The sequence below is a fragment of the Curtobacterium sp. NPDC087080 genome, assembly GCF_044745105.1.
Classification (GTDB): Bacteria; Actinomycetota; Actinomycetes; order Actinomycetales; family Microbacteriaceae; genus Curtobacterium.
This window is the reverse complement of the sequence record NZ_JBIUZP010000002.1, coordinates 771,452-794,989: the sequence shown is the minus strand read 5'-3', so window position 1 is coordinate 794,989 and position 23,538 is coordinate 771,452. Positions and strand designations below refer to the sequence as shown.

General features: G+C 73.7%; 16 protein-coding genes and 1 tRNA gene. 6 read left to right on the top strand and 11 right to left on the bottom strand.

From position 1 onward, the window contains the following. Positions 1 to 25: 25 nt before the first annotated feature. Complete coding sequence (locus ACIPEQ_RS07875; RefSeq protein ID WP_402714753.1) at positions 26 to 1,225, bottom strand: amidohydrolase; 1,200 nt, start codon at positions 1,223 to 1,225, stop codon at positions 26 to 28. A 117-nt stretch (positions 1,226 to 1,342) separates the two neighbouring features. On the opposite strand from ACIPEQ_RS07875, the gene ACIPEQ_RS07870 reads away from it, so the two are divergent. Continuing rightward, positions 1,343 to 2,575, top strand: coding sequence for a Fic family protein (locus tag ACIPEQ_RS07870; RefSeq protein ID WP_402714752.1), 1,233 nt, complete (start codon positions 1,343 to 1,345; stop codon positions 2,573 to 2,575). After that, positions 2,572 to 4,743, top strand: a complete 2,172-nt coding sequence (locus ACIPEQ_RS07865; RefSeq protein WP_402714751.1) for a S9 family peptidase — start codon at positions 2,572 to 2,574, stop codon at positions 4,741 to 4,743. Before ACIPEQ_RS07870 ends, ACIPEQ_RS07865 begins: the two co-directional genes overlap by 4 nt. Before the next feature lie 33 nt (positions 4,744 to 4,776). Here ACIPEQ_RS07865 and ACIPEQ_RS07860 read toward each other — a convergent pair whose 3' ends face one another. Then, positions 4,777 to 6,309, bottom strand: a complete 1,533-nt coding sequence (locus tag ACIPEQ_RS07860; RefSeq protein WP_402714750.1) for a CYTH domain-containing protein — start codon at positions 6,307 to 6,309, stop codon at positions 4,777 to 4,779. A 61-nt stretch (positions 6,310 to 6,370) separates the two neighbouring features. Between ACIPEQ_RS07860 and ACIPEQ_RS07855 the strand changes: the two genes are divergently transcribed. Next, the gene (locus ACIPEQ_RS07855) at positions 6,371 to 6,643 is read left to right on the top strand and encodes a mycoredoxin (protein ID WP_126890265.1); all 273 of its coding nucleotides are present in this window, start codon (positions 6,371 to 6,373) and stop codon (positions 6,641 to 6,643) included. Between the two features lie 159 nt (positions 6,644 to 6,802). Here ACIPEQ_RS07855 and ACIPEQ_RS07850 read toward each other — a convergent pair whose 3' ends face one another. Continuing rightward, entirely contained in the window at positions 6,803 to 8,929 is a 2,127-nt protein-coding gene (locus tag ACIPEQ_RS07850; protein WP_174234671.1) for a DEAD/DEAH box helicase, read from the bottom strand. A 475-nt stretch (positions 8,930 to 9,404) separates the two neighbouring features. Then, a complete protein-coding gene (locus tag ACIPEQ_RS07845; RefSeq protein ID WP_402714749.1) occupies positions 9,405 to 10,649 on the bottom strand; it encodes a phosphotransferase enzyme family protein in 1,245 nt (414 codons plus the stop codon). A gap of 80 nt (positions 10,650 to 10,729) precedes the next feature. On the opposite strand from ACIPEQ_RS07845, the gene ACIPEQ_RS07840 reads away from it, so the two are divergent. Continuing rightward, a complete protein-coding gene (locus ACIPEQ_RS07840) occupies positions 10,730 to 11,806 on the top strand; it encodes an aromatic acid exporter family protein (protein ID WP_402714748.1) in 1,077 nt (358 codons plus the stop codon). 36 nt (positions 11,807 to 11,842) lie between these two features. Here ACIPEQ_RS07840 and ACIPEQ_RS07835 read toward each other — a convergent pair whose 3' ends face one another. Continuing rightward, on the bottom strand, positions 11,843 to 12,280 hold the full coding sequence (locus ACIPEQ_RS07835; protein ID WP_402714747.1) for a hypothetical protein: 438 nt from the start codon (positions 12,278 to 12,280) through the stop codon (positions 11,843 to 11,845). A gap of 246 nt (positions 12,281 to 12,526) precedes the next feature. On the opposite strand from ACIPEQ_RS07835, the gene ACIPEQ_RS07830 reads away from it, so the two are divergent. Then, positions 12,527 to 13,204: a response regulator transcription factor gene (locus ACIPEQ_RS07830; protein ID WP_066653196.1), complete on the top strand. Its 678-nt coding sequence runs from the start codon at positions 12,527 to 12,529 to the stop codon at positions 13,202 to 13,204. Beyond that, on the top strand, positions 13,201 to 14,700 hold the full coding sequence (locus ACIPEQ_RS07825) for a sensor histidine kinase (protein WP_402714746.1): 1,500 nt from the start codon (positions 13,201 to 13,203) through the stop codon (positions 14,698 to 14,700). Before ACIPEQ_RS07830 ends, ACIPEQ_RS07825 begins: the two co-directional genes overlap by 4 nt. A gap of 4 nt (positions 14,701 to 14,704) precedes the next feature. Here the strand turns inward: ACIPEQ_RS07825 and ACIPEQ_RS07820 are convergent, their stop codons facing one another. The 6 genes from ACIPEQ_RS07820 to ACIPEQ_RS07795 all read right to left on the bottom strand — a co-directional run bounded on the left by ACIPEQ_RS07820 (position 14,705) and on the right by ACIPEQ_RS07795 (position 23,451). Beyond that, positions 14,705 to 18,118 (bottom strand): error-prone DNA polymerase, encoded by a 3,414-nt coding sequence (locus ACIPEQ_RS07820; RefSeq protein WP_402714745.1) that lies wholly within the window; start codon positions 18,116 to 18,118, stop codon positions 14,705 to 14,707. Positions 18,119 to 18,128: 10 nt separating this feature from the next. Then, positions 18,129 to 19,739: a DNA polymerase Y family protein gene (locus ACIPEQ_RS07815; protein WP_402714744.1), complete on the bottom strand. Its 1,611-nt coding sequence runs from the start codon at positions 19,737 to 19,739 to the stop codon at positions 18,129 to 18,131. 83 nt (positions 19,740 to 19,822) lie between these two features. After that, a complete protein-coding gene (locus ACIPEQ_RS07810; protein ID WP_402714743.1) occupies positions 19,823 to 20,737 on the bottom strand; it encodes a hypothetical protein in 915 nt (304 codons plus the stop codon). A 73-nt stretch (positions 20,738 to 20,810) separates the two neighbouring features. Continuing rightward, on the bottom strand, positions 20,811 to 22,313 hold the full coding sequence (locus ACIPEQ_RS07805; RefSeq protein WP_402714742.1) for an anthranilate synthase component I family protein: 1,503 nt from the start codon (positions 22,311 to 22,313) through the stop codon (positions 20,811 to 20,813). Next, a complete protein-coding gene (locus ACIPEQ_RS07800) occupies positions 22,292 to 23,230 on the bottom strand; it encodes an aldose 1-epimerase family protein (protein ID WP_402714741.1) in 939 nt (312 codons plus the stop codon). The genes ACIPEQ_RS07805 and ACIPEQ_RS07800 overlap by 22 nt, the downstream gene beginning before the upstream one ends. A 148-nt stretch (positions 23,231 to 23,378) precedes the next feature. Then, positions 23,379 to 23,451 (bottom strand) — tRNA-Ala (locus ACIPEQ_RS07795). Between the last annotated feature and the right edge of the window lie 87 nt (positions 23,452 to 23,538).

Sequence of the window (23,538 nt, the reverse complement as noted above, 5' to 3'; positions counted from 1 at the left end):
CACGGGCCTCCAGTCGGTCACCGGGTCACCAGCGCGGCGTGGTGACGCCGGTCCCGTCGGCCCACTCGTAGACGGACGCGCCCTCGATCCAGACGCGCGTCGCGCGGCTGGTCGCGGCGAGCGGGTCGCCGTCCCACAGGACGAGGTCGGCGTCGAAGCCCGGCGCGATGCGGCCGACTCGGTCGCCGAATCCGAGGAAGTCCGCGGGGTTCGTCGTGAGGGCCTCGAGCGCGGTCTGCCAGGGCAGGCCCTCCTTCACGGCCGCGGTGGCCTGGTCGACCAGCATCGCGATCGGTACGACCGGCGCGTCCGTCGTGATCGCAACCCGGACGCCGGCGGCGGCGAGCGCCACGACGTTCGGGATGCCGCGGTCGCGGAGCTCGACCTTCGAGCGACTCGTGAACAACGGGCCGTAGATGACCGGGACGTCGCGCTCGGCGAGCAGGCCCGCGATCTTGTGGGCCTCGGTGCCGTGGTTCACGACCAGTCGGTAGCCGAACTCGTCCGCCAGGCGGAGTGCGGTCGCGAGGTCGTCGTGCCGGTGCACGTGCTGGTCCCAGGCGAGCTCGCCGTCGAGCACCCGGACGAGCGTCTCCTTCGTCAGGTCGCGGGTGAACGGCTCCCCCTTCGCCGCGGCTGCGTCGCGCGCGGTGCGGTAGTCCTGGGCGGCGACGAAGGCCTCGCGGATGACCTTGGCGACGCCGAGCCGCGTCGACGGCGTCTTCCCCTTCTCGCCGTACACCCGCTTCGGGTTCTCGCCGAGGGCGCTCTTCACGCTCACGGCGTCGGAGACGAGCTGCTCGTCGATCGTCCGCCCGCCCCAGGTCTTGATGGCGACGGTCTGCCCGCCGATCGGGTTGCCCGACCCGGGCTTCACGACGATGCTCGTGATGCCGCCGCACAGCGCGTCGCGGAACCCCTCGTCGTCGATGTCGACCGCGTCGATCGCCCGGACCGCGGCCTGGTTCGGGTCGGTCATCTCGTTCGTGTCGTTACCGGCCCAGCCGTTCGCCTCCTCGTGGATGCCGACGTGGCCGTGCGACTCGACGAAGCCGGGGACGAGCCAGGCGCCGGCTGCGTCGAACACGGGCAGGCCGGGCGGCGGCGCGACGTCGGGGCCGACCGCGGTGATGCGGCCGTCCTCGACGACGACGGCACCCCCGTCGAAGGGCGGAGCGGTGACGGGGACGACGTGGGCCCCGGTGACGACGAACGAGTTGCGCATGCCACCACGGTACGGCGGCCCACCGTCCTCGCCCGCGAAATCCGGATTCCTGGTGTCGGCGAGCTGGGCTGTCCTACCGTCTCGTCACCCACGATCGACGAGTCCCCAGGAGGCGCCGTGTCCCGACCCCGACCGACCTGGCCCGCGCACGGCACCGTCGTCCGCCCGTGGCGCAGCGCCCTCCGCGGCGACCGCGACGTCCGGACGACCTCGACCGTCACGGCCTCCGTCCCACCGCGCATCGCCGACGCCTGCTGGGAGCCCGACGACGCGACCGCGGCGCTGCTCGACCGGAGCCTCGATGCGCTCCGAGCCCTCGACGACGACGGTGGTCCCGATCCCCTGCACCGGCTGCTCACCCGTACCGAGGCGGCCGCGACCTCGCGCATCGAGCACGAGGACGCCACGGCCGAGGACGTCGCACGGGCCATGGTGGGTGTGCGGGCGAACACGAGCGCCTCGGCGATGGTGCAGGCCGGGGACGCCCTCGAGCGCCTGGTCCGGGCAGCCGGGGCCGGCCACCTCGACGAGGGCGCGCTCCTCGACGCGCACCGCGGGCTGCTGCGCGGTGACCCCGTGGACGGTCCGCACGCCGGCCGCTACCGCACCGTGCAGAACTGGATCGGCGGCGAACGCATACCGCGTGACGCCGACCACGTCCCGCCGCCGCCCGACCTCGTCCCCGCGCTCATGGGCGATCTCTTCGCGTTCCTCGAGCGGGACGACCTGCACCCGGTGGCCCATGCGGCGATCGCACACGCGCAGTTCGAGTCGGTCCACCCGTTCACCGACGGCAACGGTCGGACGGGCCGCGCGCTCGTCGCCGCGGTGCTGCGCCGTCGGGGAGCGACGCGACGGGCGAGCCCACCGGTCTCGTCCGTCCTGGTCGCCGAGCGCGGCAGGTACTTCCGTCACCTGACGCAGTACCGCGACGGGCACGTCGACGAGTGGGTCCGCGAGGTGGCGATCGCCGTGGGCACCGGTTCGGACGAGGCGCTCGTGACGGGTCTGCTGCTCGACGAGGTGGCGCAGGACCGCGCGGCGACGACCTGCGCCTCCGGCCCGCACGCGGTGCTCGGGCGGGCACTCGAGCAGGATGCCGTCCTGACCGAGGACCACGCCGAGGACCTCCTCCGCCGCTCGGTCGCGCAGGGCGTCGCCAGGGGGCCGGTCGAGCCGCTGCTCGAGACCACGGTCGCCGACCTCTGCCGGGCCGGGGTCCTGCGACCGGTGACCGACCGTCGTCGGCGCCGAGCGTGGATCGCGCCGGCGGTGGTGGCCGAGCTCGACGCGTTCACCGAGCGCGTGCGAGCAGGTGTCGAGGCCCGGGCGCATAGGGTGGCGTGGTGAGCAGCGAGCACGCCCAGGCCACCCCGCCGACCGCCGCCAAGCGGCCCGTCACGCGGACCCACCACGGCATCGACTTCGTCGACGACTACGAGTGGCTGCGGGACAAGGAGTCACCGGAGACCCTCGCCCACCTCGAGGCCGAGAACGCGTGGACCGAGGCACGGACGGCGCACCTCGCGAGCCTCCGCGACCGCATCTTCGCCGAGGTGAAGAACCGCGTGCAGGAGACCGACCTCTCCGTGCCGGTGCGCATGGGCGACTGGTGGTACTTCACGCGCACGGCCGAGGGCAGCCAGTACGGCGTGCAGTGCCGCGCGCCGATCAGCGGCCCGGACGACTGGACGCCGCCCAGGGTCGACGAGGGCGCTGCGGCCCTGCCCGGTGAGCAGGTCGTCCTCGACGGCAACGCCCTGGCCGAGGGGCACGACTTCTTCTCGCTCGGCAGCTACGACATCAGCGACGACGGCACCCGCCTGCTCTACGGCGTGGACGTCGAGGGCGACGAGCGCTACACGCTGCACGTGCGCGACCTCACGACGGGCACCGACCTCGGCGACGAGATCCCGGACACCGGATCGGGCGCCACCTTCGACCCGTCCGGGCAGTACGTGTTCTACCCGACGGTCGACGAGTCCTGGCGTCCGGACCGCATCTGGCGGCACGCGGTCGGCAGCGCCACCGGCGACGACGTCGTGGTGTTCGAGGAGCCCGACGACCGCTACTGGGTCGGCGTCGGCGTCACCCGCTCGTCGCAGTACATCGTCATCGAGCTCGGGTCGAAGATCACGTCCGAGGCGCTGGTGCTCGACGCGGCCGACCCGACCGGCGAGTTCCGGGTCGTCTGGCCGCGGCGTGACGGCGTCGAGTACGAGATCGAGCACGCCATCGTCGGTGGGAGCGACCGCTTCCTGGTACTGCACAACGACGGTGCCGAGAACTTCGAGCTCGTCGACGTCCCCGCGGACGACCCGACCTCGGAGCACGACCGTCGTGTCGTCGTCGCGCACCACTCCGAGCGCCGAATCGAGTCCGTGGACGCCTTCGCCGGTCACCTGGCGCTCGAGTACCGGGCCGAGGCGCTCCCCCGCGTCGCGGTCATCCCGATCGAGAGCGACGGGTACGGCGACGCGCACGAGGTCCCCTTCGACGAAGCGCTGTTCTCGGCGGGGCTCGGCGGCAACCCGGAGTGGGAGCAACCGACCCTGCGCATCGGCTACACGTCCTTCGTGACCCCGTCCGAGGTCAGCGACCTCGACCTGGCGACCGGCGAGGTCACGGTGCTCAAGCGACAGCCCGTCCTCGGCGGCTACGACCCGGCCGACTACGTGCAGGAGCGTGACTGGGCGACCGCCCCGGACGGCACGAAGGTACCGATCTCGCTCGTCTGGCGCCGCGACGCGGTCGATGCCGACACCCCGGCGCCGCTGCACCTGTACGGGTACGGCTCGTACGAGCACTCGATCGACCCGGGCTTCAGCGTCATGCGCCTGTCGATGCTCGACCGTGGGGTCGTCTTCGCGGTCGCCCACGTGCGGGGTGGCGGCGAGATGGGTCGGCACTGGTACGAGGACGGCAAGACACTGACGAAGAAGAACACCTTCACCGACTTCGTCGCGGTCGCGGAGCACCTCATCGAGAGCGGCCGGACGAGCGCCGACCGTCTCGTGGCCGAGGGCGGCAGCGCCGGTGGTCTGCTGATGGGTGCCGTCGCGAACCTGGCGCCCGAGCGCTTCGCGGGCATCCTGGCCGCCGTGCCGTTCGTCGACGCGCTGACCAGCATCCTCGACCCGGACCTGCCGCTCACCGTGATCGAGTGGGACGAGTGGGGCGACCCGCTGCACGACGCCGAGGTCTACCAGTACATGAGCGAGTACTCGCCGTACGAGAACGTGCGCGAGGACGTGCAGTACCCGCAGATCCTCGCCGTGACGTCGATCAACGACACGCGTGTGCTCTACGTGGAGCCGGCGAAGTGGACCGCGAAGCTCCGCGAAGTCGGTGCTCCGGTGCTGCTGAAGACCGAGATGGCCGCGGGGCACGGCGGGGTGAGCGGCCGGTACGACTCCTGGCGTGAGCGGGCGTTCGAGCTCGCCTGGCTGCTCGACGTGCTCGGCCTGGCCGACGTGAACGCTGCGGCGGCCTCCGCGGAGCCGATCGCCGCCGGCTGAGCGGGGCCGGCAGCCGGTAGCGCGCTGCCGGGCTCAGACCCGGTTGAGCGCGTGCACCGCCTGGTCGTAGGAGTCCTCGGCGAGCCGCACACGGTCCCCCGCGAGCACGCCGTAGCCGAACGTGCCCTCGCCGCCACGCTCGGCGATGCCGGAGTGCACGCGGAGCACGTCGAGGGCGTGGAGCGAGCGCACCCGCTCGGTGAGCACGTCCGCGGCGTCCCCGATCCGCTTCCACAGCGCGTGCGGGAAGGCGTCGTCACCGAGGACGTCCATCGCCGCCCGGGCGCGCGTCGCGGCCCGCCAGGCCTCTTCCGTCGCGGCACGCTCGGCGGCCTCGCGGTCGACGAGCCCGACGCTCTCGTCGTCGTCCCCGACGGCGTTCCGGACGAGTTCGCGGACACGGGGCTTCTCGATCGCCGAGACGTCCTGCGCGACGTGCTTCGGTGACCGCAGCGCCCACGGGGTCGGGGCCGGCCGCTCGACCGCGTCGTCGAGGGCGTCGAGGAGTTCGAGGTACGGCTCCGAGTGGAGGAACGCCGTGACCTCGCCGACCGCGACGGCGCGGCGCTCACGGGTGGCGGCGAGCACCCGCTCCCGGGTCATCGCGTCCACGAGCAGGTCCTGCGCCGGCGTGGACGCGTACGGGAGGCGCTCCACGAGGTAGTCGGCCAACGCGGCTCGTGCCGTCACGGCGGCCAGGGAGGCAGCGGCCTCGGCGGCGCGGTCGGCGGCCGAGGTGGCGGGGAAGGCCGGACGGTACGAGCCGAGCACGGCGGCGATGTCCAGGGCTGTCCGGGCCGTCTCGCGGAGGTCGGCGTCCGCGCCGGACCGGAGCTGTGCCTCCAGGGTGAGCAGGGCCCCACGCAGCTTGCGCAGGCGCTTGGTGAGTGCCCGTGCGGCGGTGTGCTTCTCGGGCTTCTCCGCCGTCCGGAGCCGCGCAGCGGGGGCACCCTCGAGGCCCCGCGCGAGCTTCGAGGTGACCGCCGCGGGGTGCGCGCCGATGTCGGCGAAGCGCCCGTCGAGCGAGGCGAACAGCTCGTGCGCCACCTGCTCGTCGACGCCCTCGACCACCTCGACCTCGACCTCGCGCCAGGTGTGCGGGGTCGCGGGTGCCCGGTCGTCCAGGCGTCGGGCGACGACGCGGTCGTCGGCGAGCTCGGCGACCTGGTCGTCGTCCTCGTCGAGCAGCCGGGTGACCGCCCGGGTGGTGGTGATGCGGACGACGGGGCGCAGGCCGCGACCACGGCGCTCGGTGAAGAGTGCGGCGAGGACCTCGTCTGGCACCGTGTCGGCGTCCTCGGTCAGGGGGAAGTGCTGCTCGTGCCGGACGGTGTCCGACGCGGCGCGCTTGATGTGCCAGCCGGCGTCCGGGCCACCGGTGCGCCGTCGGACGGTCACGCGCGACGCGACGAGGTCGTACCGCTCGGTGTCCCAGTAGGTGGCGTCGAGCTCGAACTGCTCCTGGTGCTCCGTCCGGGCGATGCTGCCGACGCCGACGAGGTCCGGTAGGGCGTCGCCCTCGGGCATGTCGTACGTACGCTCGATCTCGAGGTGGGTGTCCGTCACGCGCTCCTGTCTACCAGGGGTCACCGGGGTTCCCCGAACCGACGGGGTTAGCCTGGGCCTCATGAGCGAGACAGTCACCCGCGACGCGTTCGTGCCCGAGGCCGGCGGCGTCACGATGTTCACGACGACCTGGTGCGGCTACTGCGCCCGGCTGAAGAACCAGATGACCAAGGCTGGTGTGCCCTTCCGCGAGGTCGACATCGAGCACACCCCGGGCACGGCCGAGCTCGTCGCCGAGGTCAACGGCGGCAACCAGACCGTGCCGACGCTGGTCTTCCCGGACGGCAGCACGGCGACGAACCCGTCCCTGGCCGAGGTGCAGTCGCGCATCTGAGGCGGCACGCTGCACGCGGCACCCGGCACCCGGCGCCCGGCACAACCGAAAGCGGCTCGAACCACGGAATTCCGTGGTTCGAGCCGCTTCTGGTTGTGCGGGAGCACTTCGCGCCAGCGTACGACATGGCACCCCGCACGAGCACGCCCACCCGAGCACTCAGCCCCCGAGCGCCTCCGTCAGCAGCGCCACCATCGCGTCGAGCTGGATGTCGCCCGAGTCGGCGATCTCCTCGTCGGAGCCGTCGAGCGCGCGGGCGGCCAGGGACGCCTTCGAGTCGATGAGCTCGGCGATCTTGGTGTCGATCGTCTGCGCCGCGATGATGCGCCACGCGGTGACGGGCTCTTCCTGTCCGATGCGGTGCACGCGGTCGATCGCCTGGGTCTGCTCGGCCGACGTCCACGACAGCTCGGCGAGCACGACGTTCGACGCCACCTGCAGGTTCAGGCCGACGCCGGCGGCGGTGAGCGAGCAGACGATCACGGCCACGTCGGGGTCGTTCACGAACGCGTCGATCTCGGCCGTGCGCTGCGCGGGCGTCTGGTCGCCGCGGACGGTCGCGGTCTTCAGGTGCCGACGGGCGAAGACCTCCTCCGCCTGGTCCATCACGTCGAGGTGCTTGGCGAAGAACACGACCTTGCCGACGTTCGACGCGAGCTGCGCCGCGTAGTCCGCCGCGAGCTGCGCCTTGGCGCGACCGATGCGCCGCACCATCGAGAACACGTTCTCGCCGGTCGACGAGGCGTCCTGGTCCTCGAGCTCCCACCGCGCGACCTGGCGGACGAGCTTGTGGTCGATGCCGACGACCGGGTCCTGCCCGGTGCGGGCGTCGAGCGCCTGGTGGTAGCGGCGGACGAGCTTCGCAGTGAGCTCCCGCTCGGCGTCGCGGATCGAGCGGCCCTCGTCACCGTCGAGCTCGACCGGGATGTCGGCGATGCGTCGGGCGGGGATGTCGGCGGCGACGTCGACCTTGCGGCGTCGGACGATGCCCTGGTCGATGACGGCCTTGCGCGCCTCGACGAAGAAGCCGGGGTCGGCCGGGGTGAGCCCGATGTCCTCGAGCTCGTTCATGAGCGTCGCGCGGGGCTTCTTGTCGTCGATCCAGCCGAGGAACTCCCAGATGGTCCGGAAGTCCTCGACCGAGTTGATCAGCGGGGTACCGGTCAGCGCCATGAACAGCGGCGACGACACCCGCGAACGGATCTGCTCGGCGAGCTGCAGCACGAACCGGGAGCGCTGCGACTCCTTGTTCTTGATGAAGTGGGCCTCGTCGACGACCATGCCCTTGAACCCGAAGGACCCGAGCCACCCGGCGTGCCGGTCGAGGATCTCGTAGTTCACGATGACGATGTCGGCGAAGCCGTCCAGGTCGTCGCCGTCGCCGTGGATGACGGTGGCGGTGCGGTTCGGCACCCAGCGCTCGGCCTCACGCGCCCAGTTCGTCTTGACGACGTTCGGCACGACGACCAGCAGCGGGAAGGCGTTCGCGGCGTCGGCGGCGAGCAGCGACTGCGCGGTCTTGCCGAGGCCGGGCTCGTCGGCGAGCAGGAAGGTCCGGTGCCCGTGCGACGCGGCGGCGACGAGCTCCGCCTGGTGCTTCATCAGGGTGGTGCCGGAGCGCGAGTGCAGCGACGTCGGCTCGGGCAGCTGCATCGACGCAGCTCCCCCGCCCGCGCCGTACTCGAACGACTTGAACAGCGGACCGAACAGCTCCCAGTTCGCCAGGCGACGCGGGTGCGCGACGGGCTGGTCGGCGAGGGCGAAGTCCGGCGGCAGGAACGGGTTGGCGAGCTGCCGCTGCACGACCGCCTGCGGCACGACGGCGCGCACGGGCGACTCGACGACCGGCGAGGGCTCCGCCGCGATGACGAGTTCCTCGGGCTGCAGCTCCATCCCGCCGGCGATCATCATGTCGCGCTTGACCGTCCGCGTCGCCTCGCTCACCGAGGCCTCCTCGGTCAGCAGCTGGATCACGCTGGTGTCGCGCGCCGCGGTCTTCGCCAGGATCGTGGCGACACCGTCGAGACGCTTGAGCTGCTCGGCACGCTGCGCGTCGGTGAGCTCCGGGTCGGCCTTGACCCGCGCACGCTCCTCGCGCATCAGCAGGGCCACCGCCTGGAACTTCGACCGGTTGGACGCCTTGAGCGGTCCGCGCTGCGCCGCGGCCTCGACCTCGCGCACCGCGCGGGCGAGCACCGGGATGACACCGTCGTTGTCCAGCGGCCGGGTGCGGCGCGACGCGGTCCGCGTCCCGCCGGCTGCTCGCCGGGTGCCTGATCGAGCCAACGCTCCTCCTTCTCGCGCCCGTTCCGCACGGGCGAGCCGCCGTCGTGGCGGGAAGTCCTCGACCGGCGTCTGGTGCGACCCCGGTCCACGGGCCACCCTGGCCCGCTCGTGCGCCGGTCCCGTCGTGGGACGTCCGGTGGACCCCTGCGGCTCGTGCGGCCGGCACCCCGCGGGTGCTCGACACGACGATCCGCGCCGGGAGCCGGCGCCGTCGCACGCACGTGGTGCCCGTCGGACGCCCACGGATCCGGTCCCCGCGTCGGTTCTGTGACCGACAGCCGCGTCCGGAATCGACGCGGCACGCGACGACACGGTGCGTGCTGCGCACAGTTTACTCCCGCACCCCCGACGGAGGCGACTCGACGGGACCCGCGCGCGTCGTGCCTCCCGTCCGACCCGACGTGGCCGGGACCGACGTCGGTCGGGAGGCGCGACTCCCCGCCACCTGCCCGGCCGCGTCCGGCAGACGGCCCGGTCAGACCTGCGGTGCGGACCGCGGACGGAACACACCGTCCGACGGCACGGTCGGCGTCGCCTCGGCGAGCGCGGCGCGGGTCGCCGCCAACAGCTGCTGGGCCGTCCGGATCCCGTTCTCCGACCCGGTCGTGGCCTGCCCGCCCGCGTGGGCGAGGAGCTGCGCGCCGATCGCCGGACCGATGCGGTCGGCCTCCCCGGGGTTCCGGGCGACCCAGTCGCGGGCGACGGCGTCGGCGAGCCGCTCGGCCGCGGCCCCGCGCTCCGCGTCCCCGCGGGACCGGTGCCACAGCCCGGTGACGACCAGGTGGGCGACGACCGCCCCGACGTCGCGGACCGGGAAGCCCCAGCCGGCGGTGTCGATGTCGAGCAGACCGGAGATGCGCCACGGCTCGTCGTCGTCGACGAAGACCTGCTCGAGGTGCAGGTCGCCGTGCACGACCTGCTTCGTGGCGGCGCCCCAGCCGATGGACCGGCGACCGATGGCGTCGTAGAGCTCGTCGACCTCGGCGGCGTCCTGCGGCAGTGCGGCGACGAGCGTCCGGCGGTGCCAGTCCGCGTGGTCCATCGCGTCGGCTCGCGCCTGCTGCGTCATCGGGACCGTCGCGATGCGGCCGGTCAGGGCGGCGAGGGACGCGACGAACCGCGGGTCGTCGGCGATCTCGGTGATCCGGCTCCCCGCGGGCACGCCGCGGATGCGCTCGAGCACGAGCAGCCCGTCACCCCGGCTCGACAGCACGCGCGGGACCGGCAGCCCGGCCGCGACGAACTGTTCGTGGGTCTCGACGATCGGCGCGACGCGGTGCGGGCGGACGATCTTCAGGAAGAGCACGCGCTCCGGAGCGTCGACACGCACCACCGCGCGCTTGCCCGGGCGGTAGGCGGCGACCGACAGCACCGGATCGGTCACCGGCATGCCGAGGCCCGCGAGGAGCTCGGCGACGGCGTCGCGGTACGTCACCTGCGGCAGCACCGGCAACCCCGGGTCGTTCGGGTAGGCCCAGACCGAGACGGGCTCACCGGTTGCGGGGTCGGTGACGATGGCGCTGTTCTGGTCGTGAGCGCCACCGGTGTCGACGTAGGTCAGGACGGTGGCGCGCTGCCCGGCCCGGTCCACGGTGTCGACCTCGTAGCCGTAGAGGTACCCGTTGCCCGACGGCTCGACCGAGTGCGCGCGTGCGGCCACGACGGAGGTCCCGGAGCCGGCGAAGGCCTGCGGGATGACGCGCTCGTGGTTGGGCCACACGGGACCAGTCAACCGTGCCACGGCGGATTCGTCGCCATCGTGCACGGCTCGGCGTGCGGCTGGTGGCTACCGTGGTCGACGTGAACCCGGTCGCGCGTCTCCGCAGTTCCAGCCGAACGCCGTTCCTGCAGGTCGTCAAGACCGCGGTCGCGGTGGTCGCCGCGGTGCTGCTGTGCCGTGTCCTCATCGACGGACCGTTCCCGACCTTCGCCGCGATCGCCGCGCTGCTCGTCGTGCAGCCGAGCATCAACCAGTCCTTCGTCAAGGGGCTCGAGCGCAGCGCCGGCGTGGTGCTCGGTGTCGTGCTCGCGACCGCGTTCCACCTGCTGCTCGGCGACTCGGTCTGGGTCGTGCTCGTCGTCATCGTGCTCGCGATCCTGCTGAGCTGGGCGCTCCGGTTGACCCCGACCTCCGCCACCCAGGTCGGCATCAGCGGCATGCTCGTGCTCACCGCCGGGGTCGTCACGCCGAACTACTCGGCCGACCGGATCCTCGAGACCGTCATCGGTGCGGTCGTCGCGCTGGCGGTGAACGCCGTGATCGTGCCGCCGGTCCTGCTCGAGCCGGCGCACCTCGCGGTCGCCCGACTCGCGCGCGACACCGCCGCCGCGTTCGAGCGGATCGCGATCGGTCTCACCGAGGGCTGGGACGCCGCCCGGTGGGACGACGCCCTGCGGCAGGCGCGGGCGCTCCGACAGCAGCACGCGCGGGCCGAGGCATCGCTCACCGCTGCGGGCGAGTCGCTGACGATGAACCCGCGCGGCGGCCGGCACCGGACGATCCTGCAGCGCGACACGGCGATCGCCGAGCACCTGCGCGTGCTCGTCACGCGCGTCACCGGGATGACCCGGGCGATCCGCGACAACACCGCGCCGGACCTCCGGTCGGACCCGGTGGTGGGGAGCATCGCGACCGAGGTCGCCCGCGTCGGGGCGGACGTCCGGGCCCTCAGCGCACGGGTCGAGGCGACGCGGCTGCACCACGCGGAGCGAGACGGCTTCACCGGCACCGGTGGGGACGACACGACGGCGACCGAGCCCGCGTTGACGGCGCCGCTCGAGGTCGTCCGGCCGAACTCGCGCCACTGGGTGCTGATCGGCGCCCTGCTCGAGGACATCAGGCGCGTGCGCGAGGAGCTGCTCGGCGAGGACGACTGAGGCCCGCCGCGGGCCAGGCCTGCGCGCGGGGCGCCGTCAGGCCGTGGCGTGGTGCGCTGCGTGGTCGGACACTGCCGCCGTTGCGACAGCGTCCGTGTCGACGGCAGCGGAAGCGTCGACGGCAGCGGGAGCGTCGACGGCAGCGGGAGCGTCGACGGCGACGGCTGCCTCGACGGCGGTGAGCACCAGTCGGTCCCACAGCGCCGTCGTCGGCTCGTGGTCCTCGGACCCCGTCCCGCCGAAGCCCTGGATGGTCGCGACCGCTCGCTCGGCGCCGGCCTCGTGGGCCGCGCGGCTCGCGACGTCCGGCACCGCGCTCAGCAGTTCGGCGACGACCCGCTCGCGCCCGGCGTCGTCCAGTTCGCCCAGCACGCCGATGCCGTGCCGTGCCGCCTCCAGCTCGACGTGCAACCGGACGATCGCCGGGTGGACGCTGTCGTCCGGACGGTACGGACGGTTCTCCTGATCCTGCACGGTGCCCCCTCGGGACACTGCGTCGGGTACGCCGTGTCCGGTGCGGAGCCTACCAACGCGGCGCCCGAGGGGCCGATACCCCACTCTGCGGGACGGAGCGTCCTACCCTCGTCCGAGTGACGCGCCGGCGGCACCGTGCGCTCGGCCGACGGACCGGGGTCACTGTGACGAGATTCAGCGACTTCCCACCCGGAACCGCCCACTGGTGCCCGTTCCCTGCCACGATGGGGGCCGAGGAGGTCGATCATGCGCCTGTTGGTGGTCGAGGACGACGACGAGATGCGCGCGCTCATGGAGCGTGGGCTCGCGGCAGAGGGGTACCGCGTCACGGCGGTCGAGAACGGTGTCGAGGCGCTCATCGCCCTCGGCGAGCAGGCCTTCGACCTCGCGGTCGTCGACGTCATGATGCCGGGCATGTCCGGCTTCGAGCTCGCCCGCCGGATCCGCGAGCGGGAGGACCCCGTGCGCATCCTGCTCGTCACCGCGCGTGACGCCGTCGACGACCGGGTCTTCGGACTCGACGCGGGTGCAGACGACTACCTCACGAAGCCCTTCGCGTTCGCCGAGCTGACCGCCCGCCTCCGCGCGCTCGGTCGCCGCGAGTCGGCCGCCGGGCAGCGGGTCATCGAGGTCGGCGACGTCGCCATCGACTCCGAGGCCCGACGGGTCTCGATCAAGGGCCAGCGCGTCGCCGTCAGCCCGACCGAGTTCGCCCTGCTCCGGCTGCTCGCGCGGTCGGTCGGCACGGTCGTCGACCGCCCGAAGATCCTCGAGGAGGTCTGGGACGGCTCGCAGCACGTCGACCCGAACGTCGTCGAGCAGTACATCTCGTACCTCCGCAAGAAGCTGACCTCGCACGAGGCGACGGTCGCCATCGCGACGGTCCGGGGCCGCGGCTACCGGCTCGACCTGCTCGGGGCGTGACCGGGTCGGCACCCACCACCGGGACGGCGCGCGGCGGTCGCGGGCTGCCCCGGCCGCTCCGGGTGCTCTCGCTCCGCGCGCGCATCACCATCGGCTCGACGGCCATCGCCGCGGTCGTGATCCTGCTGCTCGTGCTCGTCATGCGCTTCCAGGTCGTCAGCGTGGTCGCGAGCGCCACCCGGACCCTGCTCGACGCCGACGTCGACCCGTACGTGGCGACGCTCGAGGTCGACAGCGACCCCGACCTGTCCGCGCCGGGCAATGCCCAGCTCGTCGCCGTCGTGGCACCTTCCGGCCAGATCCGGCTGTCCACCATGCCGCCCCGGGTCGAACGGGCACTCGGCAGCCTGACGTCGACCGAGTCGGGCACGTCGCTCATCACCGTCTCCGGGTCGGAGTACCGGGTCGTCATCGAGCACCCGGTCAACGCCGCCGGACGCTGGACCGTCGTCGCCGCACGGAACTCGCAGGCCGAGGCGATCGTGGTCGACGACCTCACCACGACCCTGTCGCTCACCGGCCTCGCGATCCTCATCGCCTTCGGCATCGCGTCCTGGGCCCTCGCGACCGCCGCGCTCCGCCCCGTGAACCGGATGCGCCGCGAAGCCGAACGGCTCTCCGTCGCCCCCGAGCGCGCCGAGCTGCCGGTCGGTCCGGCACAGGACGAACTGGCCTCGCTCGCCACCACGCTGAACGCGTTCCTCGCCCGCACCCGCCAGGTGACGGAGCGCGAGCGCCAGATGGTCTCGGACGCCAGCCACGAGCTGCGGACGCCCCTCGCGATCCTCACCACCCAGCTCGACCTCGCCTCGCTCGACGGCGACGACGCGGCGGCGCTCGCGGCGCACATCGACCGTGCCAAGCGGAGCGTCGCCCGGCTCTCGCGGCTCGCGAACGACCTGCTCACGCTGTCACGCATCGAGGACGCCGAGGAACGCGAACAGGACGGCGCGCAGCCGACCACCACCTGGAGCGACCTGGGCGACGAGGTCATGGCCGCCGTCGACCGGGTGCGCCTCATCGCGTCGACGAAGGACATCACGGTCGACTTCGACCTCGAGCGCACCCCGGACCCCGCCGGAACCGCGGAACCGCGCTTCCGCCTCGACACCGGCGGCATGGCGCAGCTCGTCACGAACACGGCGAGCAACGCGGTCGCGGCGCTCCCCCGCGGCGGCGGCGTCTTCGTGTCGTGGCGGGTCGAGGGCGACGAGGGCGTCCTGCAGGTCACGGACGACGGCCCCGGTGTCCCCGAGTCGTTCATCCCCGTCGCGTTCGACCGGTTCACCCGACCGGACGAGGCCCGGACCTCGCGTCGCGACCCGGACCCCGCGACGGGCGGGGTGCCGGTGCCGGGCGGCTCGGGCCTCGGGCTCGCGATCGTGCGCGCGATCGCGGAACGGTCGGGAGGCACGGCTGCCCTCCGCAACGTCCGGTCCGGTGGCCTCGAGGTCACCGTGCGCATCCCCGTGGTGCGCGAGCAGACCGGGTCCTGACCGGTCACTGGAAGTCCCGCGACCGGGTCCGCACCGCCAGCGGCAGGTGCTCGATCCGGTCCGCCACCAGGTTCACCACGCCGTCCGGCGACCGCTCCAGGATCCCCCGCACCACCACGGCCGGCGACTCCCGTGCCACCCGCCGGTACCGCCCCCACACGCCGACGCTGCAGATGACGTTCACCAGCCCGGTCTCGTCCTCGACGTTCAGGAACGTGATGCCCGACGCCGTCGCCGGACGCTGCCGGTGCGTCACGATGCCACCCACCTCGACCCGCCGTCCGGTCTCCGCCGTCGCGGTGTCCTGCACGCTGAGCACCCCGCGGGCACGCAGTCGTGGTCGGACGTGGTGCACGGGGTGGTCGTCGGTCGACATGCCCGTCGACCACATGTCCGCGATCAGGACGTCCCCGCTCGTCATCTGCCCGAACAGCGGCGGCTGCACGGTGACCTGCGTGTCGGGCAGCTGGTCGGGGCGTTCCGCAGCCGCCTGCGCCGCCGACCACATGCCGCTGCGCCGGTCGATGCCGAGCCCGGCGAAGGCATCCGCCGCGGCCAGTGCCTCGAGCTGCGCCGTCGTCAGCCGGACCCGGCGGGCGAGGTCGGACATGTCGGTGAAGGGTCCGTGCGCCTCGCGCTCCGCGACGATCGCCTCGGCGCTCCGCCGGCCGAGCGAGGCGACCTCGACGAGCCCCAGGCGGACGGCGAAGGCGCCGTCGCGACGGTGCTCCGCGGTGTCGTCGGGCAGCGAGCCGTCGAACGGCAGCACGGGTGGCTGTTCCTCGGCCAGGCACGCGTCGGCCCCCGTCGGACCGCCCTCGCCGTCGGGCAGGGGCTCCAGCGACGCGTCGACCGCCGAGCACAGGACGTCCGGTCGCAACACCCGCACCCCGTGCCGCCGGGCGTCGGCGACGAGGGTCTGCGGCGAGTAGAACCCCATCGGCTGCGCCCGGAGCAGCGCCGCCAGGAACGCTCCCGGGTAGTGCAGCCGCATCCAGGCGCTCGCGTAGACGATGAGCGCGAAGCTGATCGAGTGGCTCTCCGCGAACCCGAAGTTCGCGAACGCCTGGATCTTGGCGTAGATCGCGTCGGCGTCCGCACCGTGGATGTCGTTCGCCGCCATCCCCGCGTAGAGCTTCTCGCGCAACCGCTCGATCTTCTCGAGGCCGCGCTTCGACCCCATCGCCCGCCGGAGCAGGTCCGCGTCGTCCCCCGAGCAGCCGCCGACCGCGATGGCCATCTGCATGAGCTGTTCCTGGAACAGCGGCACCCCGAGCGTCCGCTCGAGCACCGGCTCGAGCGACGGGTGGATGTACGTGATCGGTTCCTCGCCCGTCCGGCGCCGGATGTACGGGTGCACGGCGCCGCCCTGGATCGGCCCCGGGCGGACCAGCGCGACCTCGATCACCAGGTCGTAGAACCGTCGGGGCAGCAGCCGCGGGAGGGTGCCCATCTGCGCGCGGGACTCCACCTGGAACACCCCGATCGTGTCCGCGCGGCAGAGCTGGTCGTAGACGCCCTGTTCCTCCTTCGGGATCGAGTGCATGTCCCAGCGCTCCCCGCAGTGCTCGTCGGCCAGGTCGAACGAGTACTGCAGCGCCGCGAGCATCCCGAGCCCGAGCATGTCGAACTTCACGAGCCCCATGTAGGCGCAGTCGTCCTTGTCCCACTGCAGCACGGTGCGGCCGTCCATCCGGGCGTGCTCGATCGGCACGACCTCGCCCACGGGCCGGTCGGTGAGCACCATGCCCCCGGAGTGGATGCCGAGGTGCCGCGGGAAGCCGAGCACCTGCTGGGCCATGTCGACCACGGTGTCCGGGATGTCGTGGTCCTGGCTCTCGGTGACCGACCCCCACCGCTCGACCTGCTTCGACCAGGCGTCCTGCTGCCCGGGGCTGTGCCCGAGCGCCTTCGCCATGTCCCGCACGGCGCCCTTCGGCCGGTAGGTGATGACGTTCGCGACCTGTGCCGCGTTGAACCGACCGTACTTCTCGTAGACGTACTGGATCACCTCTTCGCGACGGTCCGAGTCGAAGTCGACGTCGATGTCGGGCTCCTCGTCGCGCATCGCCGACAGGAACCGCTCGAACGGCAGCCCGTACCGGATCGAGTCGACCGCGGTGATCTCGAGCAGGTAGCAGACGGCCGAGTTCGCTGCCGAGCCACGCCCCTGGCACAGGATGCCGCGCTGTCGGGCGTACTGCACCATGTCCCGCACGATCAGGAAGTACCCCGGGAAGTCCTTGTCCGCGATGACGGACAGCTCCCGCTCGATGCGTTCGCGCTTCTCCGGGTCGACCCCGTCGGCGCTGCCCGGGTAGAACCGTCGGGCGCCCTGCCAGGTGAGCTCGCGCAGCCACGACATCGTGGTGTGCCCCTCGGGGACCTCGACGTCCGGCAGCCCGGGCTTGGCGGTCCGCAGGCGGAAGCCGAGCTCGTCGGCCAGGTCGACGCTCGTCTCGACCGCCCCGGGCCAGCGGACGAAGCGCCTGGCCATCTCGGCGCCGGACCGCAGGTGGGCGGTCGGGGCTGCCGGGAGCCAGCCGTCGATCTCGTCGAGGCTGCGCCGAGCCCGCACGGCCGCCAGCGCGGTCGCCACCGGGAAGCGGTCCGGGGTCGCGTAGTGCACGTTCCCGGTCGCCACGACGGGCAGTCCGTGCCGTGCCGCGAGCGTCGCGAGGACGTCGTTCCTGGCGGTGTCGAGCGGTTCGCCGTGGTCGGTCAGCTCGACGACCACCCCGGCCGTGCCGAACCGGTCGAGCAGTGCCCGCAGGGCTTCGTCCGCCGCCGACTCGCCCCCGCGCTCGAGGGCCTGGCGGACGGTGCCCTTCCGACACCCCGTGAGGACCCGCCAGTGCCCGTCGGCCTGCGCCGCGAGCTCGTCGAGGTCGTACTGCGGCCGCCCCTTCTCGGCGCCGGCGGCCAGGTTCGCCCGCGTGACGGCTGCCGCGAGCCGGTGGTAGCCGACCTGCCCGTCGGCGAGGAGCAGCAGGTGCGTGCCCTCCGGGTCGGGGACGCCGTTCTGCGGTTCGGTCAGGCCGAGGGACAGCTCGGTGCCGTACACGGTCGTCACCGTCGGGTACGCCTCGGCCACCTCGGCCATCCGGGCAGCACCGTAGAACCCGTCGTGGTCGGTCAGCGCCAGGCCGTGCAGGTGCAGCCGCGCAGCCTCCTCGACCAGGTGCTCCGGACCGCTGGCACCGTCGAGGAAGCTGAAGGTCGAGTGCGCGTGCAGCTCGGCGTACGGCACGACCGGGGCGTCGTCGTCGGCCGTGGGTGTCGGCGGAACGTACCGGGACCGCTTGCGCGACCACGCCGGGCTGTCCCCGCCGTCGCCGGCGTGCGCGCTGTCCGGTCGCTTGTCGGACAGGGCGCGCTCGAACTGCGACCACGGGATCGGTGGGTTGCTGTAGCCCATCAGGTCTCCTTCACGTCGCGACCGCCTCGGCCCACCACCGGTGGTCGGCGAGCACCAGGTACCAGGCCCGACCGTCGTCGTCGACGAGCTGCAGCCGGTGCAGTCGCCGCCCGCCTGCCTCCCACCAGCGCACCACGAGCGGCCACGGCCCCGCCCACGCGGTCACGGACGTGAACCGGCCGCCGCGCTCGCCCTCGGCCCGGAACCGTTCCGGCACCCCGGTCAGCGCGCCACGGACGTCGACGTCGACGGTGTCGCCGCCCGCCGCCACGACGTCCACCGGACGAGGTCGCTCGAGCACGGTCGCGGGCGGCGGGCCCGGGAGCCTGCCCGGCCACGGTCGGTCGCGGACGGTCGCCAGCGCCCGCTCGCCACCCACCGGGGCGTCACCCCAGGGCACGAGCACGACCCGCTCGGCCAGCGTGCGGCCCCCGCCGATCCGCGGGGTGACCACGCCCTCGTGCCCCACGAGCCCCTGCACCCGGGCGAGGGCATGGTGCACCCGCTCGTCGGGCCCGGTCCCCCAGAGCCCACGCTCGTGGTTCGACGCGTCGTCGACCGCCACCGGCTCGAGCACCACCTGGACCACGGGTGCCTCGAGCCCGGAGGGGTCCACGCCGCCGGCGAGCTGCCACCGCACGCGGTCGACCACGTCGGCGGCGTCGAACCATCGCGGGTGCACCCAGGTCCGTTCGAGCAGCAGGTCGCGTTCGTCGACGATGCCCACCCGGATCGTGGTCGCGACGAGTCCCGCCGCACGCAGCCGTGCGGCGAAGTCGTCGGCCGATCGACGGAAGGCGAACGCCACCTGGTCGGCGCGGTCGAGCGGTGGTTCGAAGGACGCCTCGACCCGGAGCTCCGGCGGGACCGTCCGCGCGGCGACCTCGCGCGGGTCGCGGCCGCCCGCCAGCCGGTGCAGGAAGGCCCCCGCGACACCGAACCGGTCGCGCACCTGCTCGTCGCCGAGCGCGGCGAAGTCGCCGAGCGTGGCGATGCCGAGCCGCCCGAGCACCATCGCCAGGTCGGGGTCGCCGAGCACCCCGAGCGGCAGGTCCGCCAGGAACGCGGCCGAACCGCCCACCGGCACGATGCGCACCCGCTCCCCCGGGCGCACCGGGCGCGCCCGCGCTGCCTGCTCCGCCGCGAACGGGGTGTCCGCCACACCGGCGCGCACACCCGGGGCACCGTGGTCGGCGGCGATGCCGGCCAGCGTCGCCGCAGCCGCCCGCTCGCCGCCGTAGTAGCGCGCCGGCCCCCGGGAGCGCAGGGCGATCGTGCCGGGACGCAGGACCTCGACCCCGGGGACCGCCGCCTCGATCGCACGGATGACGGGTTCGAACGCACGGTGGTCGAGCGCGTCGTCGTACGGCTCGACCACGAGTTCCGGGCAGCGGGCCTGGGCCTCGCGCACGCGGAGGCCGCGGACCACCCCCTGCTGCCGTGCACTGGCCGAGCTGGCGAACACCAGCCCCTTGGCCACCAGCGCGAAGGGGTGCTCGGGCGGTGACCCCGCAGCCCGGGCGGCCGCGATCACCGGCCAGTCCGGGCACCAGAGCACGATCGTGCGCGCGGGCGGCGGTTCCGGCAGGGCCCCGCCACGCGCCAGGGCGTCGGCGCGCACGGTTCCCCGCCCCGGCACCCCGGCGCCGGCGGTCCCCCGGGTCGTGCCGCGCGGCGAGGCGGCACGGGCCCGTCCCCGCGGGCTCACGAGGCCACCGCGACCGGGCGGAGCACCCGCGACGCCCCTGCGCCGTCGGCGACCGCGCTGCCGACGCTGCCCGGAGCGCCCGTGTCCGTCCCACCGGCCCGGGCGACGAGGGGTGCGGCGGGTCGCACCGCACCGTCCGCCGCCGGCAGCAGCAGGTCGGCGCTGACGGGACGCCCGGCCCCCGCGCGACCGGACGCCGTCACCGTGGCCCGCCGCTCCGCCAGGTACCCGTGGCCGTCGCCGATGCCGGTCCACACCGAGCCGCTCACCCGCAGCGTGACGTCGGCACCCGGCCAGGCCCCGAGGGCGACGAGCGCTCCGCCGCGCTGTCGCAACCGCGCGGACAGCCGGGAGACGTCGCCGGGCACGACCCGGCCGAGCGGTCGGGTCAGGACGATCTGCGCCACGTCGGCGAGCGCCGCGGTCACCGTGAGCCACTGGTCGCCCGGGTCGGGCACGAGCACGAGCCGCTCGAGGTCGATGCCCATCGCCGCCGCTGCCTCGACCCCGAAGGACGGCACCCCGACCACGGCGCACCAGGCCCCCTCGGCCGAGGCCGCCTGCAGCATGGTCATGGCGAGCAGCACGGACTCCTGCACGGCGTAGGAGCCCCCGACCCGGATCGCACCGCCGGGCAGCAGCGGCTGCAGGGCGTCGGCGGTGGGGAGCCCCTGGACGTCGACGCGGGGCGCTTCCATCTCGGACACCCGGGAGCGCAGCGCCGTGATGCGTTCGAGCGCAGCACGGGCGTCCCCCAGGTGGTCGACGCGCCGGGTCGGGCGGGCCGCCCCCGACCGGCCCCCGGGGCGAGCAGGGGCGTCCGGGCGAGCAGGGGCGTCCGGCCCGGTCGCCCCCTCGGGCCCGGGCGACAGGAGTGCGGCCGCCGTCTGCATGCCCTCATATTCGAACATGTGTTCGATGATGTCAACCGGGTCCGACATCCGGTGGACACCGTGGTCGAACACCCGTTCGACACGCCCGGCATCACCAGGAGGCGGTGATCCCCAGGGCCCCGAACACCGACCGCGTCTTCGTCTCGACCTCGTCCGCCTCGTCCGACGCGACCGAGGACCACGTCACCGCACCCCCGGCCCCGAACGTCCGCGACCGTTCCGCACCTCGGTCGTCCAGCACCGTCACCAGTGTGCGGATGGCCACCGACAGGTCGACCGAGCCGTCCGCCGAGAAGTACCCGACGACCCCCGAGTACACGCCCCTCGGCGCCCCCTCGAGCCGGTCGGCGATCGCCATCGCGCTGGTCTTCGGTGCCCCCGTCATCGATCCGGGCGGGAACGCAGCGCGCACGAGGGCCGCACGGGACGCCCCTGCCGGCAGCACGGCCGAGACCGTCGACACGAGCTGGTGCACGGTCGCGTAGGTCTCGACGTCGCAGAGCCGCTCCACGTGCACCGACCCGGGCACCGCCGTGCGGAGCAGGTCGTTCCGCAGCAGGTCGACGATCATGACGTTCTCGGCGCGGTCCTTCGCGCTCGCCGCGAGCGCCGCGCGCGCCGCGGCGTCGCGTCCCCGGTCCGGGTCGCGGGGCCGCGTGCCCTTGATCGGCTCCGCGACCACCGTGCCGTCGGCGTCCACCCGCAGGAACCGCTCCGGGGACCGGCTGGCGACCCGCAGCGGGCCGAGTCGCAGCCAGGCACCGAACGGGACGGGGTCCGCACGGCGCAGTCGCAGGTACTCGACCAGGTGCGGGTCGGTGGCGGGCGCGAGCGGGGCCTCCCGTCCGGACGCGCCGACCGCGAAGGCGGTCGTGAGGCACACCTGGAACGCGTTCCCCTCGCGGATCTCGGCGCGGCACGCCTCGACCGCGGCCTCGTACGCGTCGCGGGACACGCGTCCGTCGGCGACGGTCTGGAGGCCCGGAGCACCGTCCGGCGCGTCGGCCGGCGGCCGTCCCGTGTGCGGCCCAGCCAGCCACGCACGGTTCGCCGCACTGGCCGTCGGTTCGTCGTCGGCCACCAGGGCGAGCGCCCAGGCGCGACCGTCGGCGTGCACGACGAGCGCCCGGTCCGCGAAGCGCAGGTCGGCGTCCGCGTGCGCCGCGGTGCGGTCGGGCCCACCGGACTCCCGGCCGAGCTCGTACCCGAGGAACCCGACCCAACCGAGCGCGAAGCCGCAGCCGGGCACCGGCGCGTCGAGCAGCGGTGTCCGCGTCAGCAGGTCGTCGAGCACGGCGAACGCCGGACGGTCCTCGGACCGGGACGTCCCGAACCACCGCCGTGCCGCGGGCGGGACGTCGAGCACCGCGCGTCGGTCCTCGTGCCGGAACCGCGTCGCGAACGGCCCGTCCGTGTGGGCGAGGAGCGACCACCGGGCGCGACCGCGAGCGGCCTCCGGAGCACCCTCCGGCAGCCCGGAGTCGAGCCAGACGACGTCGGACGTGGTGGCGGCCGCCAGCGCACCGAGGTCCGGCGCGACGTCGAGCCGCCGCGCGAGGACCCGCACTCGGGTCAGACCGCGGCGATCGTCCACGAGGCGGCGTGCGCGGCGCCGGGAGCCAGCACGACGAGCCCGGCCTCCTCGCCCGCGTTGAAGGCGTCCGGTGCGCAGGTCATCGGCTCGACCGCGAGGCCGACGCGGTGGTACTCCGGCACGACGTGGTCGGCGGTGTGCACCTGCGCCCAGCCGCACTCCGGCCCGAAGGACACCCGGACGCCGTGGCCGTCCGCCGCGGTGAGCGCGATCGTCGCCAGTCCCTCGGCGTCGCGGTCGAAGCCGGTGAACGCGTGGTCGACGAACCGCTCGCCGATCGGGGTCGCCGTCCGCAGGTCGAACTCGTCGTGCACGGGGGTCAGGCCGGTCGGCACGAGACGGTCCTCGGTGACCTCGAGCACCTCGGCGGCGGGCAGGGTCAGGGTCCAGTCGTCGACACGGCCCTCGCCGGCGACGAGGTACGGGTGCGGGCCGGTCCCCCACGGAGCCGCGTCCCCACCGGTGTTGGTGCCGGTGACGGTCGTGTGCAGGCCGTCGGCGTCGACGCGGTACTCGACGAGCACCTCGACACGGTACGGGTACCCCTCCTGCGCCGGGACCGTCGTGGCGAGCACGGCACGGTCGGGCTCGTGGGCCACGGTGCGGAAGTCGGTCCACGCGACGAGCCCGTGCAGCGCGTGGTGCCGCTTCGGCTCGGTCAGCGCGAGTTCGTGGTCCTGCCCGCCGAACGAGTAGCGGCCGTCGACGACCCGGTTCGGCCACGGCGCGAGGACGGCGCCGCGGAAGGCCGGACGGACCTCGTCGGCGGAGAACGGCACGACCAGGTCGCGTCCGTCGGCGCGGAGGGTCCGGAGCGACGCACCGACCGAGGCGATCTCGGCGGTGTACCCGCCGGCGGTGATCGTCAGGGCGGATCCGGACAGCGGGGCTCCGGCCAGGGGCGCGTCGTTGCTCATGCGCAACAGCGTAGTGGGACCGGGAGGCCCGGACGGACGCCGGCGGGCCGGCTGCTGACTGCCAGCTGGCAGCTGGCAGCTGCCGACTGCCAGCCCCTCGGAACGACGAAACCCCCGCCGGATGTCCGGCGGGGGTTTCGTGTCTGGGTGGATCTGAGGGGACTCGAACCCCTGACCCCCTGCATGCCATGCAGGTGCGCTACCAGCTGCGCCACAGACCCATGTTCACTTCTTTGCTGTGCTCACCGTTCCCGGCGGCACCATGGAAGCGTACACCACGCGAACGCCGGGTGACGAAATCGACTCCG